The organism is Caulobacter sp. GW821-FHT10A10, from assembly GCF_059415745.1.
Map to the genome: position 1 here is coordinate 814,285 of NZ_JBWKNV010000001.1, position 22,035 is coordinate 836,319.

Here is a 22,035-nt window from a genome sequence, read left to right on the forward strand (position 1 = left end):
ATATGCCCTTTCGGCGCCATGATGATCGACGTTTATACGTCACCCAATTCGACTAGGCTGGGCGGGCCATGACGATCTCAGACTTCACCAAGCACTATCCCACGTCGGGCGCGAAGCTGGCCGACCTGATCGTGCACCTGGCGGGCCTCGCCTGCGCCCTGCTGGGCGGCGGCATCCTGCTGGGCCTGGCCTTCGGCCTGGGCTCGCTGAGCCAGATGGCGGCCATCGGGGTCTATACGCTGGGCATGGTGACCATGCTGTCGCTGTCGACCGCCTACAACTTCTCCAAGGCGCGCTGGCAGCCGCTGCTGCGCCGCTTCGACCACGCCGGCATCTTCATCATGATCGCCGCCTCCTACACCCCCTTCACCACCCAGAACCTGACCGGCTGGTGGGCCATCGGCATGACCGCCGCCGTCTGGGGCATCGCGGGCCTGGGCGTGCTGGCCAAGCTGTTCCTGCCGGGCCTCGACAAGCGGTTCTGGGTCGGCCTCTACATGGCGCTGGGCTGGCTGGTGCTGGTGGCCATCAAGCCGATGATCGAGGGCCTGTCGTGGGTGGCCCTGCTGCTGCTGGCCATCGGCGGCATCGTCTATTCCACCGGCACGGTGTTCTACCTGATGCGCCGGCTGAAGTTCCGCCGCGCCATCTGGCACGGCCACGTGATCGGCGGCGCGGGCCTGCACTACGCGGCCGTGCTGGTCGGAGTGGTGCTGGCCGGCGCCCGGGCCTGATCCGCATGGCCCGCGACGGCGCACCGCACGGGAACGAGCCGACCGGAACCGAAACCCGGATCACCATCCAGAGCCTGCTGCGCGACTGGCGCGGCCCCGATCCCCTGCGCGGCAAGCGCCTGCCCGCCCCGCTGGCTGCCGCCCACGCCGAGGCCGTCGACTTTCCGGGCGTGCGCCTGTCGATCGAGCAGGCCGAGGACGCGCTGAAGGCCGCCGCCGACCGCCTGGCGCCGGTGCGCTCGCTGATCGGCATGGACGAGTTCAACATCCTGGCCTTGTCGGGCGGGGCGGCCGGCGGCGCCTATGGCGCGGGCGTGCTGACGGGCCTGTCCAAGGCCGGGCGGCGTCCGCACTTCGCCATCGTCACCGGCGTCTCCACCGGGGCCCTGATCGCCCCCCTGGCTTTTCTGGGCCCGGCCTGGGACGACCGCCTGACCGACGCCTATCTGGGCGGCCACGCGGCCGAGCTGCTCAGCCTGCGGCGCCTGGCTCCCGCGCTGGGTCCCAGCATCTTCAAGGGCGAAAGCCTGGACGCCCTGGTCGAGCCCTTCGTCGACGAGACCCTGATCGAGGCCGTCGCCGTCGAGCACGCCAAGGGCCGGCGCCTGCTGATCGCCACCACCAATCTCGACAACCAGCGGGCCACGATCTGGGACATGGGCGCGATCGCCACGCGCGGCGGTCCGGAAGCCGTGAAGCTGTTCCGCGAGATCCTGGTGGCCTCGGCCTCGGTGCCCGGCCTCTTCCCGCCCAAGCTGTTCGACGTCGAGTGCGACGGCGAACGGCGCCAGGAGATGCACGTCGACGGCGGCGTGGCCGCGCCGCTGTTCCTGATGCCCGACGCCCTGCTGCACTGGCGCAACCTCGGCTCGCGGGTGCGTCGGGGCCGGGTCTACGTCATCGTCAACACGGTGCTGGACCCGTCGGTGCGCTCGACCCCGCCGGGCGTGGCCTCGATCATGGGTCGCAGCTTCGAGACCATGCTGCGGTTCTCCTATCGCCAGGCCTTGAGCCTCGCCGAAGGCTTCTGCACGCGCCACAACCTGCCGCTCAGCGTGGCCTCGATCCCGGGCGACTTCGACGGCTTCAACATGCTGCGGTTCGACACCGTGACCATGCGCAAGATCTACGACAAGGCCGAGGCCCTGGCCGCCGACGACAAGGTCTGGACCAGCCCGGCCCTGGAGCCCACCGGCTGGCGCGGCCTCTTCCGCCGCCCCGGCGGCCGGCCCAAGCCCGAGCCGGGCGCGATCAGCCTGGATCCAGGGACCGAGGGCTGAGGCCCATCTGCTTACGCGCCCTTGGGTTTGGCGTACCAGAGCGCGTTGACGATCACCCAGCGGTCGCCGAACCGGCCCAGATTCAGGTGATCGACGAACCAGGGCGTCTCCACCCGCGCCACAGCCACGTTCCCGGCCACGTCCAGCACCCGCACGCTGCGGCTCCACTGCTCGCGCGGCGTCCGCAAGGCGCCCTGCCGCGTCAGGTCGACCAACTCGTCGCGGCTCATGCGCCGCAGGCCCAGGGTCTCGTCGGGATCGGGTCGTGAGCGCACCGCGCGCTTGGCCAGGTCCGGATGCAGCACGCGGGCGACGCGGGCCGGATCGCCTTCCAGTTGGCCGTCCACATAGTCGTAGGCCGCCGCCTCGATCGCCTTCACGGCCGCCGGGTCGAACGCGCTGCTCGCGGGAGCGGGCGACAGCGGGGCGGCGGCGGGCGGCGGAACCGAACCGTCGAGGGCGAGCACGGCGAGAAGGGCGATGATCATGGAAGTCTCCGAAGGCGCGAAGGGCGGCTGAACCTGAGGATGCCCCACTCAAGCTCCACGCGAAAAGCGGCGCTTGAAAGGAGCCTCCGGCCCGATCGTCACCCGACGGTCGAGCCGCCACGCATTGCAGGTCCGAAACCGAACGCAGTCATCCGGCAGCACAAGGCCGCTAGGCGTGCGGGGCTTTCAGTCTTTCGGTCCGGTCATGCGCAAGCTCATCCTTCCCGCCCTCGCCGTCGCCCTGCTCGCCGTCTCGGCGGCTCACGCCCAGCCGCCCGGCGGCGGTCGCGGCGGTCCGCCTCCCGGCGGCGGCGGTCCCGGCGGACCGGGCGGTCCTGGCGGCGGGTCCAAGCAGGCGGACCTCGACAAGGTGGTGATCACCGGCGTGGTGCTGGCGCTCGATCCGGCCGCCGACCGGGTGACGATCGCCTATGCGGCGTCGGAGCCGCTGAACTGGCCGGCGGGAACCATGCCCTTCGCCACGGTCAAGCCGGGCATGCTGGGCGAGGTGACGGTGGGCCAGAAGGTGCGCTTCACGCTCAGCAATCACCGCATCGCGGCGTTCCTGCCGGAAGGTCCGCCGCCGGAAGGCGGCCCGCCTCCCGGTGGATCTCCCCCTGGTGGTCAGGACGGCAAGCCAGGCGGCCCGCCTCCGGGCGACGGCTCGGATCGTCCGCCGCCGCCTCCGCGCTGAGGCGTATCAGCCGGCCTTCTTGAGATAGCGCGCGCGGGTCTTCTCGACGCGGGGCGGGTCGGCGCGGAAGTCGGCGGCCACGCCCAGGCGGGCGTTGCACGACGGGCAGCGCACGTGGTCCTCGTCGGCCAGTTCGGCCGGCGGATCGAAGCGGGTGCCGCAGGGCTTGCACTTCCAGTCGCCGACTTGCGGCGGCGGCGGAGGGGGGGCCGGTTCGGGCGTCACCACCCGGGCCGTCTTCTGCAGGCGCTCGAGCGGCGGCGGACCGCCAGGCGCGGCGACCCCGCTCTTCAGGCTCAGGATTTTGCGGCGCGGGGGCTCGCTATCGCTCATGACGCTCGACGACTTTACGGAAGGATGGTCGCTAGCTGCATGATCGCGGCCGGAAACTCAAGGGTTCGCACGCCTGAAGGCTCACGGATGCCCCCGCTCACCACTCCGGCTTGAGGCTGAACGACAGGGCCACGACCGAGTCTTCCTGGGTGGCCATGCCCATGATCTGGTCCTTGGCCTTGATCTCGCGGCGGATGTAGCCGACCGAGGCCTGCATGGCCCCGCGCCGCCAGCCGACCCCGGCCTGGGCGTCGCCGATCAGCTTGCTGGTGGTGTCGGCGGTGACGCCGGCCCTCGTCCAGTCGCCGTCCTGGCCGCGCAGCAGGTTCATGCCGACCAGCTGGCCGCTGGCCCCGGCGAACAGATACCAGCGCCCACGGTCGCCGAAGGTCTCGCGGCCGTCGCGCACGCCCAGGCCGTCGATGACCCGGTCCTCGACGCTCTTGCCGCTGCTCTTGCCGATCCGCACCATGCCGCCGAGCTCGGCCGAGCCGCCGGCCCCGCCGAAGCCCAGGCCCGCGTGCGGGGTGAAATCGACCGACAGCTTGCCGGCCCCGAACTTGGCCGCCGCCGGCCAGCCGCGCGAAACGCTGACGTCGACGGTGTCGGCGTCGAAATTGGCCGCGCCCGGGCGCACCAGGCTGAGCGGCGCGCTCTGGGCCAGGCGCGAGGAAGTGGCCACCGAGACCCGCACCGAGTCCACGGCGCGCCCATTGTCGCCGACCACCACGCTGCTCGAACGCCAGCTGACCGGCCCGCGCTCTTCGTAATAGCGGTCTGCGTCCAGCAGGTTGGCGTCGCCGTAGAGGCCGGCGGGCGACACGGCGAAGGCCTCGCCCTCGGCCTCGGTCGCGCGGTCATCGACGGGGCGCGCGACGAAGGCGGCCGCCGAGGGCGCCTCAGGCGCGGCGCGGCGGGTCAGGTCCAGTTTCTGAAGAGTAGGATTGAGAGTCGGAGCCGCGGCGGCCGGCTTGGCCGTCGCCTTACGCTTGCCCTTGCGGACGGCAGCGTCGGACGTCGCCGCGGAAAGCGCCAAGGCGGCGCCGCAGCACGTCGCGATCGTTGCGCAAACGATACGCATTGCGGATTCCCCAATCCCAATCTCGCCCACCGTATCCGGCATTTCGGATACGTCCACCGGGAAAACCCGGCGTTCGGTGAACCGTTCGTGACTGTATTGGTTCCGCAGACAAAAACAGCGGCGCGAGATGTCGCGCCGCTGTGGTTGATTGTCGCTTTTACGCTCGTTTTACTGGCAGGCGAGGCACTCTTCGTAGTCGGTCTTTTCCGCGACGTCGAAGCCGCCCTCACCCGCCTCGGCCTTGCCGTCGGCGCCGGCGTAGGCCGCCCGCTGAACCGACTTGGAGCGCAGGTAGTAGAGGCTCTTCACGCCCCGCTCCCAGGCCTGCCAGTGCAGCATGTGCAGGTCCCACTTGTCGACGTCGCCGGGCAGGAAGATGTTCACCGACTGGCTCTGGCAGATTTCCGGCGTGCGGTCGGCGGCCAGTTCGACCACCCAGCGCTGGTCCAGCTCGAAGGCGGTCTTGTAGACGTCCTTCTCGTCCTGGCTCAGGAACTCCAGGTGCTGGACCGAGCCTTCGTTCTCCAGGATCGAGCCCCAGACCACGTCGGTGTTCTGGCCCTTCTCCTCGAGCAGCTTCTCCAGGTAGGGGTTCTTCACCGCGAACGAGCCCGACAGGGTCTTGTGGGTGTAGATGTTGGCCGGGATCGGCTCGATGCCCGCCGACGTGCCGCCGCAGATGATCGAGATCGAGGCGGTCGGGGCGATGGCCAGCTTGTGCGAGAAGCGCTCCATCGAACCGCGATCGGCGGCGTCCGGGCACGGACCCTTCTCTTCGCCGATCTTGATCGACGCCTTGTCGGCCTCGCGGCGCAGGTGCTTGAACATCCGCATGTTCCAGCTCTTGGCCAGGGCGCTTTCGAACGGCACGTTCTGGCTTTGCAGGAACGAGTGGAAGCCCATCAAACCGAGGCCCACCGAACGCTCGCGCATGGCCGCGTAGGCGGCGGTCGAGGCCGCGTCCGGGGCGCGATCGATGAAGTCCTGCAGGACGTTGTCGAGGAAGCGCATGACGTCCTCGATGAAGGTCGGGTGGTCGCGCCACTCCAGGAACGTCTCGGCGTTGACGCTCGACAGGCAGCAGACCGCGGTGCGCTCCTTGCCCAGGTGGTCGGTGCCGGTGTGCAGCATGATCTCGCTGCACAGGTTCGACTGGCGCACCTTCAGGCCCAGCTCGCGCTGGAACGACGGCATGGCGCGGTTCACGGTGTCGGAGAAGATCAGGTAGGGCTCGCCGGTCTGCATGCGCAGATCCAGGATCTTCTGCCACAGGCCGCGGGCCTCGACTTCGCGCAGCACTTCGCCGGTCTTGGGCGAGCGCAGGCCGAACTTCAGGCCGTCACGCACGGCGTGCATGAACTCGTCGGTGATCGAGATGCCGTGGTGCAGGTTCAGGGACTTGCGGTTGAAGTCGCCCGAGGCCTTGCGGATCTCCAGGAACTCTTCGATTTCCGGGTGGTGGATGTCGAGATAGACGGCCGCCGAGCCGCGGCGCAGCGAGCCTTGCGAGATGGCGAGGGTCAGCGAGTCCATCACGCGGATGAAGGGGATGATGCCCGAGGTCTGGCCCTGGCCCTTGACCTTCTCGCCGATCGAGCGGACGCCGCCCCAGTAGGTGCCGATGCCGCCGCCGTTGGCCGCCAGCCAGACGTTCTCGTTCCAGACGCCCAGGATGCCGTCGAGGCTGTCGTTGACGGCGTTGAGGAAGCAGCTGATCGGCAGACCGCGATCGGCGCCGCCGTTGCTGAGCACCGGGGTGGCCGGCATGAACCACAGGCGGCTCATATAGTCGTAGACGCGCTGGGCGTGGTCGGCGTCGTCGGCGAAGGCCGTCGAGACGCGCGCGAACATGTCCTGGTAGGACTCGCCCGGCAGCAGATAGCGGTCTTCCAGCGTGGTCTTGCCGAAATCGGTCAGCAGGGCGTCGCGCGAACGATCAACCTCGACCTTGCGCACCAGCGCCAGGGCCGGACGTTCCTTGAAGGCCGACGCAGGGCGCGCGGCAGCTTGAATCTTGGTCGCTTCACCAGCGGTCATGTGCAGAACCCGTCCATTTACCATGCGCTTGCGAGAAGCCGTCCGCTTCCGGCGAAGCCGCTAGATATAGTGGGCGTTGCGCCCCCAGAGCCCATATATGGGGCCACAGACCCCGCCTCTTCGTCAACGGGTCGGAACGCTTCCGAGGCGAGTTTTTCGTTAACAAGCTGTGAACGCCTGGAGGTTCCCCGTGCGTATCAAGGGGTTGCCCACATGAGAATTTTTCGGCGCGTCATCGGGTCGCAGCAGCGTTAACGAAGCTCCGCCGCCGGAGGGGTCGGCCAACCGGCGATTCCGGATTCTTCGGAAGGGTTCGGAGCAAAAAAGAGCGGGGATATTTGTGGCCAGCGCCCCTCTCCCCTTGCGGGAGAGGGTGGCCTCCGAAGGAGGTCGGGTGAGGGGTCGAAAGCCCTATCCGTCGCTGTAGCGGGTCGACCGGGCGGGACCTTGAAGTTCTGAGAGACCCCTCATCCGACGACTGCGTCGCCACCTTCTCCCGCAAGGGGAGAAGGATAAAAAGCAAAAGGCCCCGGAGTTTCCTCCGGGGCCTTCGCATTTCGTCGGGAAGCCAAGAGCCTCCGTCCGGGATCCGATCTTAGAAGTTGATCGAGATCGTCGAACGACGGTTCAGCGGTTCCTTCACGCCGTCGCCGGTGGCGACGGCCGGGGCGCTTTCACCCTTCCAGTCGACGCCGAGGGTCGATTGGGCGACGCCCAGACCGACCAGAGCGTCAGCCACGGCCTTCGCACGACGTTCCGACAGGCGGACGTTGTACTTCGGCGAGCCCGAGGTGTCGGTGTGACCGACGACCACGATCTTGGTGGCCTTGCCGTCGTTGGCGTACTTCGCGGCTTCCGAAACCACCGACTGGGCTTCCGGCGTCAGCACGTACTGATCGAACGGGAAGTAGACGATGAATTCGCGCGCTTCGAACGCCGGCGGAGGCGGCGGGGGAGGCGGCGGGGGCGGAGGCGGCGGGGGCGGCGGCGGCGGGGGAGGCGGCGGCGGCGGGGGCGGCGGCGGGGGCGGCGGAGCCGCGAACGAGTACCGCAGGCCGACCGTCAGCGACTGGTCGCTATACTGACCTTCGAACGTGCCCGGCTGCAGAGCGGCCGAACCCTTCGACTGCCAGCTGTGGTCGTCGGTGGCGAAGTAGCGGTAGGTGACGTCGAGCTTCAGCTTGTCGGTCGCCTTCCAGGCCAGACCGGCGATGCCCTGCCAGGCGATCGCGATGTCGTCGTCGTCGACGGTCAGGTTCTGGATCGCCGGGTTGGCGGTCGTGATGGCGCCCGAGACGCCGCTGAACTGGCCAACGGTCTGGACGTCCAGACGGTTGACGCCGAGGCCGGCGCCCAGGAACGGGTTGATCTTGGCGTCCGGCGCGAAGTCGTACAGGACGTTGAACATCAGCGACCAGGACTCGATCGAGCCTTCCGGACCGCCGCAGCGCGGAGCCGCGGTGGTGCGGGTCACGCCGGGGGTGCAGAGACCGATCGGCTGCTGACGGACGGGGTTGCCGCGGACGCTCTTCAGGTCGCCCGGACGATAGCCGCCTTCGAGTTCAGCGCGCCAGTTCGGGGTGAACTGGTAGCCCAGACGCACGAAACCGGTCCAATCGGAGTCGGTGTTCCAGGTCCAGTGATAGTGAGCGCCGTCCGGAGCGTTGCCGTCCGACTCGCTGGTGACTTCGTTCGGCCAGTGGTAGCCGAGGTCGACCGCGCCGTACCAGCCGGTCTCTTGGGCCGAAGCGCCCGACGCGGCGAACACCGCGGCCAGGGCGGCTCCCGCCAGGAGTTTGAGTTTCATATCAAGAGCCCTCTATTGCCCTGCACGGCCCAACGGCCGAGCATCGTTATACCAAGGCGCACGTTCCGCGAAAGTGTCGGCTCGGCAACACCGTCCAAAGTTTCACCGAGGCGGAAAGCCCCCCGCGACACCTCACGGTCGCCCTGTGAAACCCGTTCGCCGAATCTGGCGACCGGGGTTTCCCGAAGGCGTCCGCTCCCCCCTCGGTTCGCACGCAAAGCGCGCCCGCGCAAGGCCTTCCGTAGCGTCGGGCAGGTTCTAACGGCGGAAAAATGGCCGTAATGGCCAAGTTTTCCACATGGTGTCCGGCTACCTGCGACCTTGATGGGCGCGGGCGGACCTCACCCGGCGTCGCGCAACCGCTTGCGCTTTCCGCCCAGGGCGTCAGGCCGGTTGAGCACCTTGCGGTATTCGTCGCGGCGCTCGTGGATCGAGGCGATGACCAGCCCCATGGGCACGCCGATGTCGACCAGCACCGCTTCCGACAGCTGCAGCGAGGCCTCGATGGTCTCCGGAACCGCGTCGGTGGCCCCCAGTTCGTAGAGCCGGGCGGCGTGGCGGGCGTCGCGGGCGCGGGCCACGATGGTCAGGTCGGGACGGTGCCCCCGGGCGGCGGCGACCACCGCCTCGGCGGCCTCGGGCGCGTCCATGGTGACGACCACGGCGCGGGCGTGGTCGAGACCGCAGCGCTCGAGCAGCTCGATCCGGGCGGCGTCGCCGAAATAGACCCGGTGGCCGGCGCGGCGGCCCTGCTGCACCAGGCCAGGATCGCGGTCGATGGCGATCCATGGCAGTTCGTGGCGGTCGAGCATGTCGCCGACCAGCCGCCCGACGCGGCCGAAGCCGACCACCAGCACCCGGCCCTTGGGCTCCTCGGTCGACAGGTCCACGCCTTCGGGCGCCTCGGTGGTCTCGGCCGGGGTCTTGCGCCCCAGCCGCGCGCCGACGCCGGTCAGGGCCGGGATCAGGAACATGGTCAGGGTGGCGGCCACCAGCACGGCCTGGCCGACCGAGGGGCTGACCACCTCGGCGTCCATCGCGTTGGCAAGCAGCACGAAGGCGAACTCGCCGCCGGCCGCCAGGGCCAGGGCGCTCTCGGCCGAAGCGCGGTTGGACAGGCCGAACAGCTTGCCGAGGCCGAACACCATGGCCGCCTTCACCACCACTAGGCCGACGGCCGTGCCCAGCACCAGGACCGGCGAGGCGACCAGCAGCGACAGGTCCAGGCGAATGCCCAGCGACACGAAGAACAGCGACAGCAAGAGGCCCTTGAAGGGCTCGATCTTGACCTCGACCTCGTGGCGGTACTCGGTCTCGGCCAGCAGCACGCCGGCGACGAAGGCGCCCAGGGCCATCGACAGGCCCGACAGCGCGCTGACCAGCCCCGCCCCGATGATCACCAGCAGGCAGGCGGCCATGAACATCTCTTCGCTCTTGGCCTTGGCGACCGAGCGCATCATCGGCCGCAGCGCCAGGCGGCCGACCAGCACGATCGCGCCAAGACCCAGGGCCGCCGGCAGCAGGGCCAGCAGGCCGCGGGCGTCGAACTCGCCATGGCCGCGCCCCAGGATCGCCAGGGTGATCAGGATCGGGGCCACCGCCAGGTCCTGGAACAGCAGCACGGAAAAGGTCGCGCGACCTCCCTCGGCGTGCAGCCGCTTGCGCTCGGCCAGCACCGGCACAGCGATGGCGGTCGACGACAGGGTCAGGGCCGAGCCGATGGCCAGGGCCGCCACCGGCGGCTGGCCCAGCAGCATGGCCACCGCGCCCAGGGCCAGCGAGCAGCCGACCACCTGGGCCGCGCCCAGGCCGAAGACGTATTTGCGCAAGAGCCGAAGGCGCTCCCACGACAGCTCCAGCCCGATCATGAACAGCAGGAAGACGACGCCGAACTCGGCCAGCTGGCCGATCTCGTCGGGATTGTCGACGGTGACGTAGTCGAGCCAGGGGGCGATGCCGATCAGCCGGCCCAGGCCGAACGGCCCCAGGATCACGCCGGCCAGCAGGAAGCCGAGGATGGGGTTGATCTTCAGACGCTTGAACAGCGGCGCGACGATCCCGGCCGTGGCCAGGAACAGGACCAGATCCTTGTAGTCCGCCGGTGAAACCTCGTGGTTCAAGCGCCCTGCCCTCCTTGGTCGATCCTAATCCGTCGCCGCCTTCAGTCGCACGCCCGGTCCCCACGCGCCCCCAGGTTCGCCGCCCTCGGCCGCCGGGATCAGCACGGCCCCGCCCTCTTCGAGCGCGTCGATGAGAAGCCGCTCGGTGCTATGGTGCAAGGCGTGGCGCTCGGTCTCGAAGTCCTTGACCGTGCTGCGCGACACCCCCGCCTTGTCCGCGAGCTCGCCTTGCGACCAGTTGAGTAGACCGCGGGCGCCCCGGCATTGGGCCGGAAGGAGAATTTTTGCGTGAGGCATCTGGAAACTCGCGGGCTTGTCACCCATATTGGTTGAGTACGCCCGAAAAAGATGACCGTCAAGGAGGCTTCATGCACCACACCTCGCTGATCGCAACCATCGTCGCGGGCCTGGGCCTGGCCTTCGTCTTCGGCGCGCTCGCCAACCGGTTGAAGCTGCCCGTGCTGGTCGGCTACCTGCTGGCCGGGGTGCTCGTAGGGCCCTTCACGCCGGGCTATGTCGCCGACCAGGAACTGGCCCCGCAGCTGGCCGAGATCGGCGTCATCCTGCTGATGTTCGGGGTGGGCCTGCACTTCTCGGTCAAGGACCTGATGGCCGTGCGCAAGATCGCCATCCCCGGCGCCGTGGTGCAGATCGGCGCGGCCACCCTGATGGGCGTGGGCCTGGCCGTCGCGCTCGGCTGGGGCTGGGGCGCGGGCGTGGTGTTCGGCCTGGCCCTGTCGGTGGCCTCGACCGTGGTGCTGCTGCGGGCCCTGCAGGAGCGCCGGCTGATCGAGACCGACCGCGGCCGCATCGCCGTCGGCTGGCTGATCGTCGAGGACCTGGCCATGGTGCTGGCCCTCGTTCTGCTGCCGGCCCTGTCGGGCCTGATGGGCGGCACCCCGCCGGCCAACGCCTCGGGCGGCCTGCTGATGACCTTCGCCATCACCATCGGCAAGGTCGCCGCCTTCGTGGCCTTCATGCTGATCGTCGGCCGTCGGGTCATTCCCTGGATCCTGCACCGCATCGCCCACACCGGCTCGCGCGAGCTGTTCCGCCTGGCGGTGCTGGCCATCTGCCTGGGCGTGGCCTTCGGCTCGGCGGCGCTGTTCGGCGTGTCGTTCGCCCTGGGGGCCTTCTTCGCCGGCATGATCATGGCCGAGAGCGAGCTGTCGCATCAGGCCGCCAACGAGACCCTGCCCCTGCGCGACGCCTTCGCCGTGCTGTTCTTCGTCTCGATCGGCATGCTGTTCGACCCGATGGTGCTGCTGCGCGAGCCGCTGGCCGTGCTGGCCACCGTGCTGATCATCGTGGTGGGCAAGTCGCTGGTGGCCTACGCCCTGGTGCTGGCCTTCAAGCGTCCGCAGAGCGTGGCCCTGACCATCTCGGCCAGCCTGGCCCAGATCGGCGAGTTCTCGTTCATCCTGGCGGGCCTGGGCGTGTCGCTGAAGCTGCTGCCGGCGGAAGGCCGCGACCTGATCCTGGCCGGCGCCATCCTGTCGATCCTGATCAACCCGCTGCTGTTCGCCTGGCTGGACAAGGCCATGGTCAAGGTCAGCGTCAAGGAGGCGGTCGAGCCGGTAGCCGCCGCGGCCCAGCCGCACGCGGTGCTGGTCGGCTACGGCCGGGTCGGCAAGGCGGTCGCCGAGGGCCTGAAGAACCGCACGCCACTGGTGGTCATCGAGGACGAGGGCGACCGCGCCAGCGAACTGCGTGAGGCCGGCTACGAGGTGGTGCAGGGCAACGCCGTGCGTCCCGAAGTGCTGATGCAGGCGGGCCTGGACAAGGCCACCCACGTCTTCGTCGCCGTGCCCAGCCCGTTCGAGGCCGCCCGGATCATCGAGCAGGCCCGCGCCGCCAACCCCGACGCCCGCATCGTCGCCCGCGCCTATACCGACGCCGACGTCGACCTGCTCACCCAGATGGGCGCCACCGACGCCCTGATCGGCGAGCAGGAGATCGCCCGGGGGATGCTGCAGCGGGCGCCGAGGCGACAGGCGCCGCCGGCGACGGCTCATTGAGCCCAAGACCCTCCCCCTGAAGGGGGAGGCGGTCCGGAGGGCCGGAGGGGGAAGGTCCTGCCGCGCCGGCAACTTGCCCAGCCTCAGCGGCCCCTTCCCTCTCCGTCGGCTTCGCCGACACCTCTCCCTTCAGGGAGAGGGTCTTTGAAACGAGAAACGCCGCGACAGCTGTTCAGCCGTCGCGGCGTTTTGCGTTTGAGAGACCCCTCATCCGTCGGCTTGCGCCGACACCTTCTCCCGCAAGGGGAGAAGGATCAGGATCACTTCTTCTTCGCCGCCGACCTGCGCGAGAGCATGTTCAGGCCCTCGACGCCGGCCGAGAAGGCCATGGCGGTGTAGATGTAGCCCTTGGGCACGTGCACCCCGAAGCCCTCGGCGATCAGCACGGTGCCGATCATCAGCAGGAAGCCCAGGGCCAGCATCACCACGGTCGGGTTGTTGTTGATGAAGTTGCCCAGCGGGTCGGCGGCCAGCAGCATCACGGTCACGGCCGCGATCACCGCGATGACCATGATCGCCAGGTGCTCGGTCATGCCGACGGCGGTCAGGATCGAGTCGATCGAGAACACCAGGTCCAGCAGGATGATCTGGAAGATCGCCGCGCCGACGTTGGAGATCGCCGCGCCGGTCTTGTCGAGCACGTCGTGGCTTTGCTCCTTGGGATCGACCGTGTGGTGGATCTCCTTGGTGGCCTTCCAGATCAGGAACAGGCCGCCGGCGATCAGGATCAGGTCGCGCCAGGAGAAGGCGGTCTCGAAGGCCGGCTCGCCGTGGCTGCCCACCGGGCCGACGATGCCGAGGTCGAAGACCGGGGCGGTCAGGCCGACGATGAAGGCGATGGTCGACAGCAGGACGAGGCGCATGATCAGCGCCAGCGAGATGCCGATGCGGCGCACGCGCTGGCGATGCTCGGGCGGCAGCTTGTTCGACAGGATCGAAATGAAGACCAGGTTGTCGATCCCGAGGACGACTTCCATGACCACCAGGGTGACGAGGGCCGCCCAGGCGGCCGGGTCTGCGGCGAGGTGAAGGAGTTCGTTCATGGGTCCTGGCTAGGCTGTGGACAGATTGATCACGCCCCAGCCCGCCGCGAGCCCCGCCGCGGCCGCCAAAACGGCGGTCGGCGAAATGCGGCGAAACTGGGACTTGGAAATGCAGATATGACCGACGCCGCCCATATCAAGCCCCTGACCGCCCTTCGTTTCTTCGCCGCCTTCTGGGTGGTGATGTATCACTACTGGCCAAACCTCGCCGTCAGCGGCGCGGTTCCGGGCGTGGTGGCCAAGGGCTATCTGGGCGTCGAGGCCTTCTTCGTGCTGTCCGGCTTCATCCTCTGCCACGTCTATCTGACGGCTTTCGGCGAGGGCCGGTTCGGCTATGGCGGCTTCCTGTGGAACCGGCTGGCGCGCGTCTATCCGCTGCACCTGTTCACGATGGCCGGCGTCGGGCTGATGGCTGTCGCCGCCGGGATCGCCGGCATCGCGGTCGACAAGAACATGCTGGCCTGGGACGCCCTTCCGGCCAATCTGCTGATGGTCCATGCCTGGGGCTTCGCGCCGGTGTCGGGCTGGAACCACCCCTCGTGGTCGATCTCGGCCGAGTGGTTCGCCTATCTCAGCTTCCCCGCCTTCGCCTTCGTGGCCTGGAACCTGCGCAACCGTCCGCTGGTGCTGCTGGGCGCGGCCCTGGCCGTGATCGCGGCGCTCTATCCGGCCTTCGAAAAGCTGGCCGGCTTCCCGCTGACCGAGGCGACGATCCGCTGGGGCGCCCTGCGCATCGTGCCCTGCTTCTTCTACGGCTGCGCGCTCTACACCCTGTGGAAGAGCCAGACGCTGAGCCTGCGCGGAGCGGGAATCGGCGCCGTCGTGGCGGGGGTGCTTCTGCTCGCTACAGTGCAGCTCCAGGCGCCAGATGCGTTGATCGTGGCCATTTTGGGCGGTTTTATTCTATCGCTGGCGCGCCTGGCCAAGGCCGGTTCGAGCTTCGCCACCCAAAGCATCTTCGTGTATCTGGGCGAGATCAGCTACTCGACCTACATGATCTGCATTCCGTGGAAGATTCTAGCGGTCAACGGCGCGGCCAAGCTCTTGAATATCGAGGGCGACAAACTGCCGCTGCTGGTCTGGGTGTTAATCGTCGCAGCCTTGATTCCGCTGTCCGCGGCCTCGTATCACCTGGTGGAAAAGCCGGCCCGGGACTTGATGAAGTCTTTGGCCAAGCGGCGCAGTGGCGCCGCCACAACCGTCACTGTGGCTCAATAAACACTCTTTTCATATTTTTCCCCCAGGGTTATCGACTTACCCAGTGACGCGGGGGAGTACCCACAGCATGACGAAACGGAAGAGAGCCCTCTGGGGTTCCCTGGCCGCTGCGGCCATGGTCAGCCTCGCGCCGATCTCGAGCGCCGTGGCCGACGGGTACTGGCAGTGCGTCCCCTTCGCCCGCCTCATGTCGGGCATCCAGATCTTCGGCGACGCCCGCACCTGGTGGGGCCAGGCGGTCGGCAAGTACGACACCGGCTTCGTGCCGAAGGCCGGCGCCGTCCTCTGCTTCAAGCCCACCGCCCGCATGAACCTCGGCCACGTGGCCTTCGTTTCGCAGGTTCTGACCGACCGGGTGATCCAGGTCACCCACGCCAACTGGTCCGTCATGAACGGCGCCCGCGGTCAGGTCGAACAGGACGTCACCGTCGTCGACGTGTCGGCCGCCGGCGACTGGAGCCAGGTCAAGGTCTGGTACGACCCGATCCGCGATCTGGGCACCACGGTCTATCCGACCCACGGCTTCATCTACCAGAACCAGCAGGCGGTCACGATCGCCGCCGCCACCAGCAAGCTGGCGCTCGCCCAGAACGCCGCCGTGTCGCTGGCCAAGCAGGCCGCCAACCAGGTCGCCTCGTCGGTCCGCGCCAACCCGCTGGACATGATCAACCAGGCCGCCGACTCGACCGACCGCATCGCCGCCCTGATCGCCGCCGCCCAAGGCGACGACAAGCCGGCCCAGCCTCAGCGCTGATCTCCCAAGCTGGCGCGTTGACGCGCCTTCGCGCCTGGGCCACACCCGCAGGGTGAAGGTCCGGGTCGATCCATGCTGAGAGTTCTCCGACAAGGCGCCCCGGGCTTCGAGCCGGGCGGCCATACGCCCGACTGGCGCCTGCCGTCCGACGCCGTCTGGATCGAGCTCGTCGACCCCACCCGCGCCGAAGAAGTGGCCGTCGAGCAGTCGATCGGCCTGCTGCTGCCCACCCGCGAGGAGATGGCCGAGATCGAGGCCTCTTCGCGCCTCTACCAGGAGGACGGCGGCACCTTCATGACCGCCACCATCCTGGTCAACGCCGAGGGCGAACTACCCACGGCCGCCCCGGTGACCTTCGTGCTGACCGGCGACAAGCTGGTAACCATCCGCTACGTCGAGCCGCGCGCCTTCTCGGTGTTCACCGCCCAGGCCGAGCGCCAGCCCAGCCTGTGCCCCGGCGGCCCGCAGACCTTCCTCGGCTTGCTCGACGCCGTCATCGACCGCACCGCCGACATCCTCGAGCGCACCGCCAGCGAGGTCGAAACCCAGTCGCGGATGATCTTCGGCCGCCCGCGCGGCGCGGCCTTCGAGAAGATCCTAGAACGCCTGGGGCGGGCCCAGATCGTCAACGCCAAGGCCCGCGACAGCCTGGTGAGTCTCGCCCGCCTGCTCAGCTTCGCCAGCCTGGCCGAGCAGTTCGAGGGCGACCGCGAACTGCGCGATCACCTCAAATCGCTGCAGCGCGACGTGACCTCGATCACCGACCATTCCAGCTACCTGTCGGGCAACATCACCTTCCTGCTCGACGCGGCGCTCGGCTTCATCAACATCGAGCAGAACCAGATCTTCAAGATCTTCTCGGTGTTCTCGGCCGTGTTCCTGCCGCCCACCCTGATCGCGGGGATCTACGGCATGAACTTCGAGCACATGCCCGAACTGCGCTGGATGGAGGGCTATCCCATAGCGCTGGGCCTGATGCTGGCCGCGGCGGTGATTCCCCTGATGTGGTTCCGCCGAAAAGGCTGGCTGTGATTTGTTTCACAGCTGAAAAACAAACCGTTCCTTAAATGGAGCGGCGTCATAAGTTGCGGGAACCCTTGATAAAAAGCCTATGTCGCCCCTTCCCGCCACAGCGCCGCAAAGCTTGATCCGCAGGCCGCCGGCCGCCGCCGTCAAGGCCGCGGTCGAGGCGCATGGCCGCTATCTGAAGGGCCTGCCCGCCGGCCGCCGCGCGTCCCTGGCCTATATCGACCTCTCCCACTTCGAGCTCGACGGCGTCGACCTGTCCGAAGCCGACCTGACCGGCGCGCTCCTGGCCGGGGCCTCGCTGCGCGGCGCGGTGCTGGACCGGGCGGTGCTCTACGGCGCCGACCTGCGTGACGCCGACCTGCGCGGCGCCCGCCTGGTGCGGGTGGACATGCGCGGAGCCTATCTGCGCGGCGCCAACCTGTCGGGGGCCGACCTGTCGGGTTGCGACCTGCGCGAGGGCCTCACCGCCGTGCAGGACGGGGCCGAGGGCTTCCGCCTGCTGCGCCACGCCGAAGACCACGCCGGGCTCGACTACGCCATGCTGAAGGGCGCCAGCCTGGCCGGCGCCCAGATGTCCGACGCCTTCGCCCGCGCCGCCGACCTCACCGACGCCGACCTGTCGGGGGCCACCCTGTCGGGCGCGCGGCTGAACAACGCCACCATGAACCGGGTCGACCTGACCGGGGCCGAGATCTTCGGCGCCGACATGTCGGGCGCCCTGCTCAAGCGGGCGGTGATGACCGGAGTCGACGTCTCCGGCGCCAATCTCGAGGACGCCGACATGGCAGGAGTGCTGCGCGCCCCGCCGCCGCTGATCTATGTCGACGACCAGCCCCTGCACGACCTGCTCGACGAGCACGAGCGCTTCTGCACCAGCGGCGGCGCCCAGGGCCGGGCGATCTCGATCCCGCAGGTCGACTTCCGTCCCCTTCGCCGCCTGAAGGGCCGCAAGCTGAGCGGCCTGTCCGCCCCCGGCGCGATCTTCTTCGGCATGGACCTGGAGGGCGTCGAGCTGCAGGGCGCCAACCTGGTCGGCGCCGACCTGCGCGGAGCCAAGCTGAAGGGCGCCGACCTGCGCGGCGCGCGCCTGGCCGACGCCGACCTCGCCCGCGCCGACCTGACGGGCGCCAAGCTCGGCCCGCTGGTGATCAGCGAAGGCCGCGCCCTGCGCACCGACCTGACCCGCGCCGTCTTGCGCGCCGCCAACCTCACCGGCGCCGGCGCCGCCCGCGCCCGCCTGATCGACGCCGACCTGGCCCGCGCCGTCCTGGCCGGCTGCGACCTGCGCGGGGCCGAGCTGCCGGAGGGGTTCGTTGCGCCGAAGGGGTAGAGAAGCGCCGGTCTCCACCCGCTGGCGCGAAGCCTGCTCCGCCCTCTCCGACCGGGTCGTCGCCGAGGGCCGTGTCGATCCAAGCTTCGTCGACGCCCCCTTTTCCCCCGAGGAACTGCGCGAGGCAGCCCTCGACACCGCTGGCCATGTTCACGCCATCGGACGTGGCGGGCCCCCTCCCCAGACCGAGGAATATTATCTGGTCCTGCAGCTGTGCCGGAGCATCGCCATCATCTGCGGCCTGGATCCATCGGCCCTCAATGAGAAAGAGCGCGCGGCCTTGCTTGAATGCCTGGTCGAGATGCTGACGCCCCGCCGCAAATGGATGGCCGAAGACCTCAAGACCGCCAACTATGCGGCGGTCGCGCACATCTGGCCGTTCGACGCCCTTCGCGCTCGCCTGACCGCCTAGGCCCTCGCGGGCGACAATACCTTTTCCGTCTTTTCTTATTCACCCCGCCCGCTACACCCGACGTCCGCACAGGCAACGGGGATGCGCCATGAGACTTCGGGGACTTCTGACGGCCATCGCGCTGACCGCCTTATGCGCCTCGCCGGCGGCCGCCCAGCTCCGCCTGACCGTCAATCCGGAAACCACCGCCCTGACGCCCCTGCCCGCCCTGGCCGGCGGCCGGGTCGCGGCGGGGGCCGACGGCTGGACCTACCAGTGGCCCAGCGTCCATTTCGAGGCCGCCTTCGAGGGTCCATCCGTGCTGATCAAGGTCGGCGCTGGCGACCAGATCCTGCACCTGTCGATCGACGGCGCCCCGGCCGGTCGGCTGGTCAAGCCCGCCCCCGGCCTCTACCGCCTCGACGGTTTCGGCCCGGGCCGCCACATGGTGCGCGCCGCCGTGGTCGGCGAGATGCAGGCCGGCCCCGCCCGCTTCGGCGGCTTCTTCCTGGAAAGCGGCCCCAATGGCGGAAAAGCCCTGCCGCTGACCGCGCCCCGCCGCCAGATCGAGTTCGTCGGCGACTCCCACAGCGTCGGCTACGGCGACGCCTCGGACAAGCGCGCCTGCACGCCCGACGAGGTGTGGAGCACGACTGACAACACGATCGCCTTCGGCCCGCTGACCGCCCGCCGCTTCGGCGCCGACTACCAGGTCAACGCGATCTCGGGCCGCGGGATCGTGCGCAACTACGGCGGCATGGCCGGCGACACCCTGCCGCTGGCCTGGCCCAAGGCCCTGCTGGCGGCCGACATTCCCTACGAGCCCTACGACTGGACGCCGCAGGCCGTGGTCATCAACCTCGGCACCAACGACTTCTCCACGCCCCTGAAGCCGGGCGAGCCGTGGAAGGACCGCCAGGCCCTGCGCGACGACTATGTCGCCACCTACGCCCGCTTCGCCCAGACGATCCGCGCCCGCCAGCCCCAGGCCTTCCTGATCCTGCTGGCCCCGCCCAGCGCCGAGAACGAGATCGCCACCCAGGTCGACCGGGTCGCCGAAAGCCTGAGGGCCGCCGGCGAGACCCGCCTGGCCGTCATCCCCGTCGGCGACATGGAACTGACCGCCTGCGACTGGCACCCCTCGGCCCGCGACCAGCAGGGGATTTCGGCCCGCGTGTCGGGCTTTCTGGATCAGCACCCGGAGATCTGGCTGGGACGATGACGGAAACCCTCTCTCTTTGAGAGAGGGAGGGGCCCACGCCGAAGGCGTGGGAGGGTGAGAGGTAACAAACTATCCGGACGAGGCGCGGCCAGGGTCTGGCTGTGGCGTCGAGGGTGGAGGCGCTCACATCCAGGACGAAAGACTGACAGGCATTGAAGCGGGGATCGAGGTTTGCCTGCCGGCAGTGAAACCTCTCACCCTCCCACCGCTGCGCGGCGGGCCCCTCCCTCTCTCTAAGAGAGAGGGTTCAGAGTACTCACCCCATGACCAAAACTTAACTGGGCTCCCCCGTCCGCGCCTGATCCTCTGCGCGCCGCAACGCGAGGGGGATCTCGACATGAGTTGGACGCCGCTGATCTGCGCCGCCGCGCTACTGGCGCCGACCATCACCCAGGCCGCGCCCGCCGCCGATCCGGTGGCCAGGGCCGACGCCGTCGTCCGCCGGGCCATGGCCGAGCGGCATATCCCCGGCCTGCAGGTCGTGGTGGTCAAGGACGGCAAGATCGTCCTCTCCCGCGCCTACGGCGTCGCCGACCTGGCCGCCAAGACGCCGGTGACCGGGGAGACGACCTTCCCCATCAACTCGATCACCAAGGCCTTCACCGGCGTGGCGGCGATGCGCGAGGTGCAGGCCGGGCGGCTGGATCTCGACCAGCCGATCGGCGCCTATGTGCCCGACCTCCCCGAGACCTGGCGCGGGATCGCCGTGCGCCGGCTGCTCAGCCACACCTCGGGCCTGCCCGATTTCGTGCCCCGCCAGAAGGACGGCGCGGTTTCCGAGGCTGACGCCTGGAAGCAGGCCATGGCCGCGCCCGTGCTGTTTCCACCCGGCGAGCGGTTCCACTACTGCCAGACCAACTACGCCCTGGTGCAGATGGCGATCGACCGCCTGCACGGACGCCCCGTCTCCGAACCGCTCGGCGGCGAGCAGTTCGCCCTGGCCGGCATGACCCGCTCGCGCTACGGCGACAGCCTGGACCCCAGCCCCGGGCGCACCGTCTCCTACGGCTACAAGCGCGAGACGCCCGACCAGCCGGCCGTGCGGCGCGAGGTGTTCTCGCCCCTGGCCCGCGCCGCCGCCGGCCTCGACAGCACCGGCGAGGACATGGGCCGCTGGATGATCGCCCTGATGGACGGCCGCCTGCTGGGCGACGCCGCCAAGACCACGATGTGGACCCCGGTGTCCTACACCGACGGCAAGCCGGGCCAATGGGGCCTGGGCTGGCTGGTGCTCAAGCGCCCCGATCGCCTGGTCGTGGGCATGACCGGCGGCAGCCGAAACGCCGTCTATCTCTATCCCGACGCCAAGGTCGGGGTGGGGATCCTCAGCAACCTGGCCGGCTCGACGCCGGAAGACCTGATCGACGAGATCGCCCAGGGCTTCGTCCCCGGCATGACCCTGACCGGCGTCGCGGCCCTGCGCGCGCAGCTAGCCGCCGCTCCGCCGGGAGAGGCCGAGGCCGTCGTCGCCCGCCTGCGCCGCGACCCGGCCTTCAAGCCCGACGAGCACGAACTGAACGACTGGGGCTACCGCCTGCTGGCCTTCGGCAAGGCCCCGACCGCCCTGGTGGTTCTGAAGCTGACCGCCGAACTCTATCCGCAAAGCGGCAACGCCCAGGACAGCCTGGCCGACGCCTACGAGGCCAACGGCGACAAGGCTTCGGCGATCATCCACTACCGCCGCTCGCTGGCCCTGGATCCCGGCAACACCAACGCCGTCAACCGCCTGAAGGCGCTGGAAGCGGCGGCAAGCTGAACCGGGCTTGACCGGGAGAGGCCAGGCCGACACAACCTGAGATCATGAAGACCCGCACCCTCGCCGCCGCAGTCATCGCAACCGCAGCCCTGGCCGGCGGAACCGCCCTGGCCGTCTCGGCGGCTCGGACGCCGGTCGCCCCGCCGGACCTGCACAGCGAGCTGGCGGCCTTCCGCGACGTCTGCATCGCCCCGGCCTCGCACGGCGAGATCCTGCGCAAGGCCCGCGCCACCGACTGGACGGCGCTGAAGGGCGAGGCCGTGCCGGCCCTGCTGCTCGGCAAGGGCGCGGCCCGCCTGCAGGAGGTCCGCCAGGGCGAGATCGCCGGCCGCCCCGCCCTGATCTACGTCGCCGACCTCGGCGGAACCTCCGAGTGCCGCGTCTATTTCCAACCCGCCGATCCGACCGCCACCGTCGAGCGGCTGAAGGGCGAGGTCGTGCTCGGCTCGCCTCTGGGCGCGCCCGACTTCGACGACACGCTGAACTATCCGGAAGGTTGGAAGGCGATCGGCTGGCACCGCAGCGTCGCCGACGGCTGGCGCGCCGTGCACTACAGCTTCGATCCCGACGGCCAGGGCCCCAACGCCGGCTGGCAGGCGATCGAGATCACCCGCAAGATCTAGGGAATTCCCTAGCTGGCGGCCGACGGCCCTGGCGCGGAGAGTGCCGGCGCCGCCGGAGCCCCGGGCGGCGCGTACAA

20 protein-coding genes are annotated in these 22,035 nt (G+C 69.3%); 12 read left to right on the top strand and 8 right to left on the bottom strand.

Features of this window, described 5'->3' with window-relative positions:
* The first annotated feature begins 68 nt into the window (after nt 1–68).
* Nucleotides 69–734, top strand: a complete 666-nt coding sequence (gene trhA, locus AC07NS_RS03900; RefSeq protein WP_494601587.1) for a PAQR family membrane homeostasis protein TrhA — start codon at nt 69–71, stop codon at nt 732–734.
* Nucleotides 735–739: 5 nt separating this feature from the next.
* Entirely contained in the window at nt 740–2,014 is a 1,275-nt protein-coding gene (locus AC07NS_RS03905; protein ID WP_494601589.1) for a patatin-like phospholipase family protein, read from the top strand.
* 11 nt (nt 2,015–2,025) lie between these two features.
* Here the strand turns inward: AC07NS_RS03905 and AC07NS_RS03910 are convergent, their stop codons facing one another.
* Nucleotides 2,026–2,502: a nuclear transport factor 2 family protein gene (locus AC07NS_RS03910; RefSeq protein WP_494601590.1), complete on the bottom strand. Its 477-nt coding sequence runs from the start codon at nt 2,500–2,502 to the stop codon at nt 2,026–2,028.
* A gap of 205 nt (nt 2,503–2,707) precedes the next feature.
* Between AC07NS_RS03910 and AC07NS_RS03915 the strand changes: the two genes are divergently transcribed.
* Nucleotides 2,708–3,196, top strand: coding sequence for a copper-binding protein (locus AC07NS_RS03915; protein WP_494601591.1), 489 nt, complete (start codon nt 2,708–2,710; stop codon nt 3,194–3,196).
* A gap of 6 nt (nt 3,197–3,202) precedes the next feature.
* Here the strand turns inward: AC07NS_RS03915 and AC07NS_RS03920 are convergent, their stop codons facing one another.
* The 6 genes from AC07NS_RS03920 to AC07NS_RS03945 form a co-directional block, all read right to left on the bottom strand.
* Nucleotides 3,203–3,529: a hypothetical protein gene (locus AC07NS_RS03920; RefSeq protein ID WP_494601592.1), complete on the bottom strand. Its 327-nt coding sequence runs from the start codon at nt 3,527–3,529 to the stop codon at nt 3,203–3,205.
* A gap of 97 nt (nt 3,530–3,626) precedes the next feature.
* Nucleotides 3,627–4,610 (bottom strand): lipid A-modifier LpxR family protein, encoded by a 984-nt coding sequence (locus AC07NS_RS03925; protein ID WP_494601593.1) that lies wholly within the window; start codon nt 4,608–4,610, stop codon nt 3,627–3,629.
* 168 nt (nt 4,611–4,778) lie between these two features.
* On the bottom strand, nt 4,779–6,647 hold the full coding sequence (locus AC07NS_RS03930; protein WP_494601594.1) for a ribonucleoside-diphosphate reductase subunit alpha: 1,869 nt from the start codon (nt 6,645–6,647) through the stop codon (nt 4,779–4,781).
* Between the two features lie 595 nt (nt 6,648–7,242).
* On the bottom strand, nt 7,243–8,454 hold the full coding sequence (locus tag AC07NS_RS03935; RefSeq protein ID WP_494601595.1) for an OmpA family protein: 1,212 nt from the start codon (nt 8,452–8,454) through the stop codon (nt 7,243–7,245).
* Between the two features lie 341 nt (nt 8,455–8,795).
* A complete protein-coding gene (locus AC07NS_RS03940; RefSeq protein WP_494601596.1) occupies nt 8,796–10,574 on the bottom strand; it encodes a cation:proton antiporter domain-containing protein in 1,779 nt (592 codons plus the stop codon).
* A gap of 24 nt (nt 10,575–10,598) precedes the next feature.
* Nucleotides 10,599–10,871: a helix-turn-helix domain-containing protein gene (locus tag AC07NS_RS03945; protein ID WP_494601597.1), complete on the bottom strand. Its 273-nt coding sequence runs from the start codon at nt 10,869–10,871 to the stop codon at nt 10,599–10,601.
* 71 nt (nt 10,872–10,942) lie between these two features.
* On the opposite strand from AC07NS_RS03945, the gene ybaL reads away from it, so the two are divergent.
* Complete coding sequence (gene ybaL, locus AC07NS_RS03950) at nt 10,943–12,592, top strand: YbaL family putative K(+) efflux transporter (RefSeq protein ID WP_494601599.1); 1,650 nt, start codon at nt 10,943–10,945, stop codon at nt 12,590–12,592.
* Nucleotides 12,593–12,852: 260 nt separating this feature from the next.
* Here ybaL and AC07NS_RS03955 read toward each other — a convergent pair whose 3' ends face one another.
* Nucleotides 12,853–13,635 carry a TerC family protein gene (locus AC07NS_RS03955; RefSeq protein ID WP_110122179.1) on the bottom strand — a complete coding sequence of 261 codons (783 nt, stop codon included), beginning with the start codon at nt 13,633–13,635 and terminating at the stop codon, nt 12,853–12,855.
* A 117-nt stretch (nt 13,636–13,752) separates the two neighbouring features.
* Between AC07NS_RS03955 and AC07NS_RS03960 the strand changes: the two genes are divergently transcribed.
* The 8 genes from AC07NS_RS03960 (at nt 13,753) to AC07NS_RS03995 (ending at nt 21,958) form a co-directional block, all read left to right on the top strand.
* Nucleotides 13,753–14,853 (top strand): acyltransferase family protein, encoded by a 1,101-nt coding sequence (locus tag AC07NS_RS03960; RefSeq protein WP_494601602.1) that lies wholly within the window; start codon nt 13,753–13,755, stop codon nt 14,851–14,853.
* A 67-nt stretch (nt 14,854–14,920) separates the two neighbouring features.
* The gene (locus AC07NS_RS03965; protein ID WP_494601603.1) at nt 14,921–15,607 is read left to right on the top strand and encodes a CHAP domain-containing protein; all 687 of its coding nucleotides are present in this window, start codon (nt 14,921–14,923) and stop codon (nt 15,605–15,607) included.
* 72 nt (nt 15,608–15,679) lie between these two features.
* Entirely contained in the window at nt 15,680–16,639 is a 960-nt protein-coding gene (locus AC07NS_RS03970; protein WP_494601605.1) for a magnesium transporter CorA family protein, read from the top strand.
* Nucleotides 16,640–16,718: 79 nt separating this feature from the next.
* A complete protein-coding gene (locus AC07NS_RS03975; protein ID WP_494601606.1) occupies nt 16,719–17,966 on the top strand; it encodes a pentapeptide repeat-containing protein in 1,248 nt (415 codons plus the stop codon).
* Entirely contained in the window at nt 17,950–18,378 is a 429-nt protein-coding gene (locus tag AC07NS_RS03980; RefSeq protein WP_494601608.1) for a hypothetical protein, read from the top strand. Before AC07NS_RS03975 ends, AC07NS_RS03980 begins: the two co-directional genes overlap by 17 nt.
* Nucleotides 18,379–18,466: 88 nt before the next feature.
* The gene (locus tag AC07NS_RS03985) at nt 18,467–19,579 is read left to right on the top strand and encodes an SGNH/GDSL hydrolase family protein (RefSeq protein ID WP_494601609.1); all 1,113 of its coding nucleotides are present in this window, start codon (nt 18,467–18,469) and stop codon (nt 19,577–19,579) included.
* Between the two features lie 337 nt (nt 19,580–19,916).
* Nucleotides 19,917–21,335, top strand: coding sequence for a serine hydrolase (locus tag AC07NS_RS03990; protein ID WP_494601611.1), 1,419 nt, complete (start codon nt 19,917–19,919; stop codon nt 21,333–21,335).
* 44 nt (nt 21,336–21,379) lie between these two features.
* Nucleotides 21,380–21,958 carry a hypothetical protein gene (locus AC07NS_RS03995; RefSeq protein WP_494601613.1) on the top strand — a complete coding sequence of 193 codons (579 nt, stop codon included), beginning with the start codon at nt 21,380–21,382 and terminating at the stop codon, nt 21,956–21,958.
* The last annotated feature ends 77 nt before the right edge of the window (nt 21,959–22,035 follow it).

Excerpts from the sequence above, each read along its gene's own strand:
- AC07NS_RS03970 (WP_494601605.1), top strand. The coding sequence starts at position 15,680 with ATGCTGAGAGTTCTCCGACAAGGCGCCCCGGGCTTCGAGCCGGGCGGC.
- AC07NS_RS03960 (WP_494601602.1), top strand. The coding sequence starts at position 13,753 with ATGACCGACGCCGCCCATATCAAGCCCCTGACCGCCCTTCGTTTCTTC.
- AC07NS_RS03915 (WP_494601591.1), top strand. The coding sequence starts at position 2,708 with ATGCGCAAGCTCATCCTTCCCGCCCTCGCCGTCGCCCTGCTCGCCGTC.
- AC07NS_RS03965 (WP_494601603.1), top strand. The coding sequence starts at position 14,921 with ATGACGAAACGGAAGAGAGCCCTCTGGGGTTCCCTGGCCGCTGCGGCC.
- AC07NS_RS03935 (WP_494601595.1), bottom strand. The coding sequence starts at position 8,454 with ATGAAACTCAAACTCCTGGCGGGAGCCGCCCTGGCCGCGGTGTTCGCC.
- AC07NS_RS03990 (WP_494601611.1), top strand. The coding sequence starts at position 19,917 with ATGAGTTGGACGCCGCTGATCTGCGCCGCCGCGCTACTGGCGCCGACC.
- AC07NS_RS03985 (WP_494601609.1), top strand. The coding sequence starts at position 18,467 with ATGAGACTTCGGGGACTTCTGACGGCCATCGCGCTGACCGCCTTATGC.
- AC07NS_RS03920 (WP_494601592.1), bottom strand. The coding sequence starts at position 3,529 with ATGAGCGATAGCGAGCCCCCGCGCCGCAAAATCCTGAGCCTGAAGAGC.
- AC07NS_RS03905 (WP_494601589.1), top strand. The coding sequence starts at position 740 with ATGGCCCGCGACGGCGCACCGCACGGGAACGAGCCGACCGGAACCGAA.
- AC07NS_RS03995 (WP_494601613.1), top strand. The coding sequence starts at position 21,380 with ATGAAGACCCGCACCCTCGCCGCCGCAGTCATCGCAACCGCAGCCCTG.
- ybaL (WP_494601599.1), top strand. The coding sequence starts at position 10,943 with ATGCACCACACCTCGCTGATCGCAACCATCGTCGCGGGCCTGGGCCTG.
- AC07NS_RS03975 (WP_494601606.1), top strand. The coding sequence starts at position 16,719 with ATGTCGCCCCTTCCCGCCACAGCGCCGCAAAGCTTGATCCGCAGGCCG.
- AC07NS_RS03955 (WP_110122179.1), bottom strand. The coding sequence starts at position 13,635 with ATGAACGAACTCCTTCACCTCGCCGCAGACCCGGCCGCCTGGGCGGCC.
- AC07NS_RS03930 (WP_494601594.1), bottom strand. The coding sequence starts at position 6,647 with ATGACCGCTGGTGAAGCGACCAAGATTCAAGCTGCCGCGCGCCCTGCG.
- AC07NS_RS03945 (WP_494601597.1), bottom strand. The coding sequence starts at position 10,871 with ATGCCTCACGCAAAAATTCTCCTTCCGGCCCAATGCCGGGGCGCCCGC.
- AC07NS_RS03925 (WP_494601593.1), bottom strand. The coding sequence starts at position 4,610 with ATGCGTATCGTTTGCGCAACGATCGCGACGTGCTGCGGCGCCGCCTTG.
- AC07NS_RS03910 (WP_494601590.1), bottom strand. The coding sequence starts at position 2,502 with ATGATCATCGCCCTTCTCGCCGTGCTCGCCCTCGACGGTTCGGTTCCG.
- trhA (WP_494601587.1), top strand. The coding sequence starts at position 69 with ATGACGATCTCAGACTTCACCAAGCACTATCCCACGTCGGGCGCGAAG.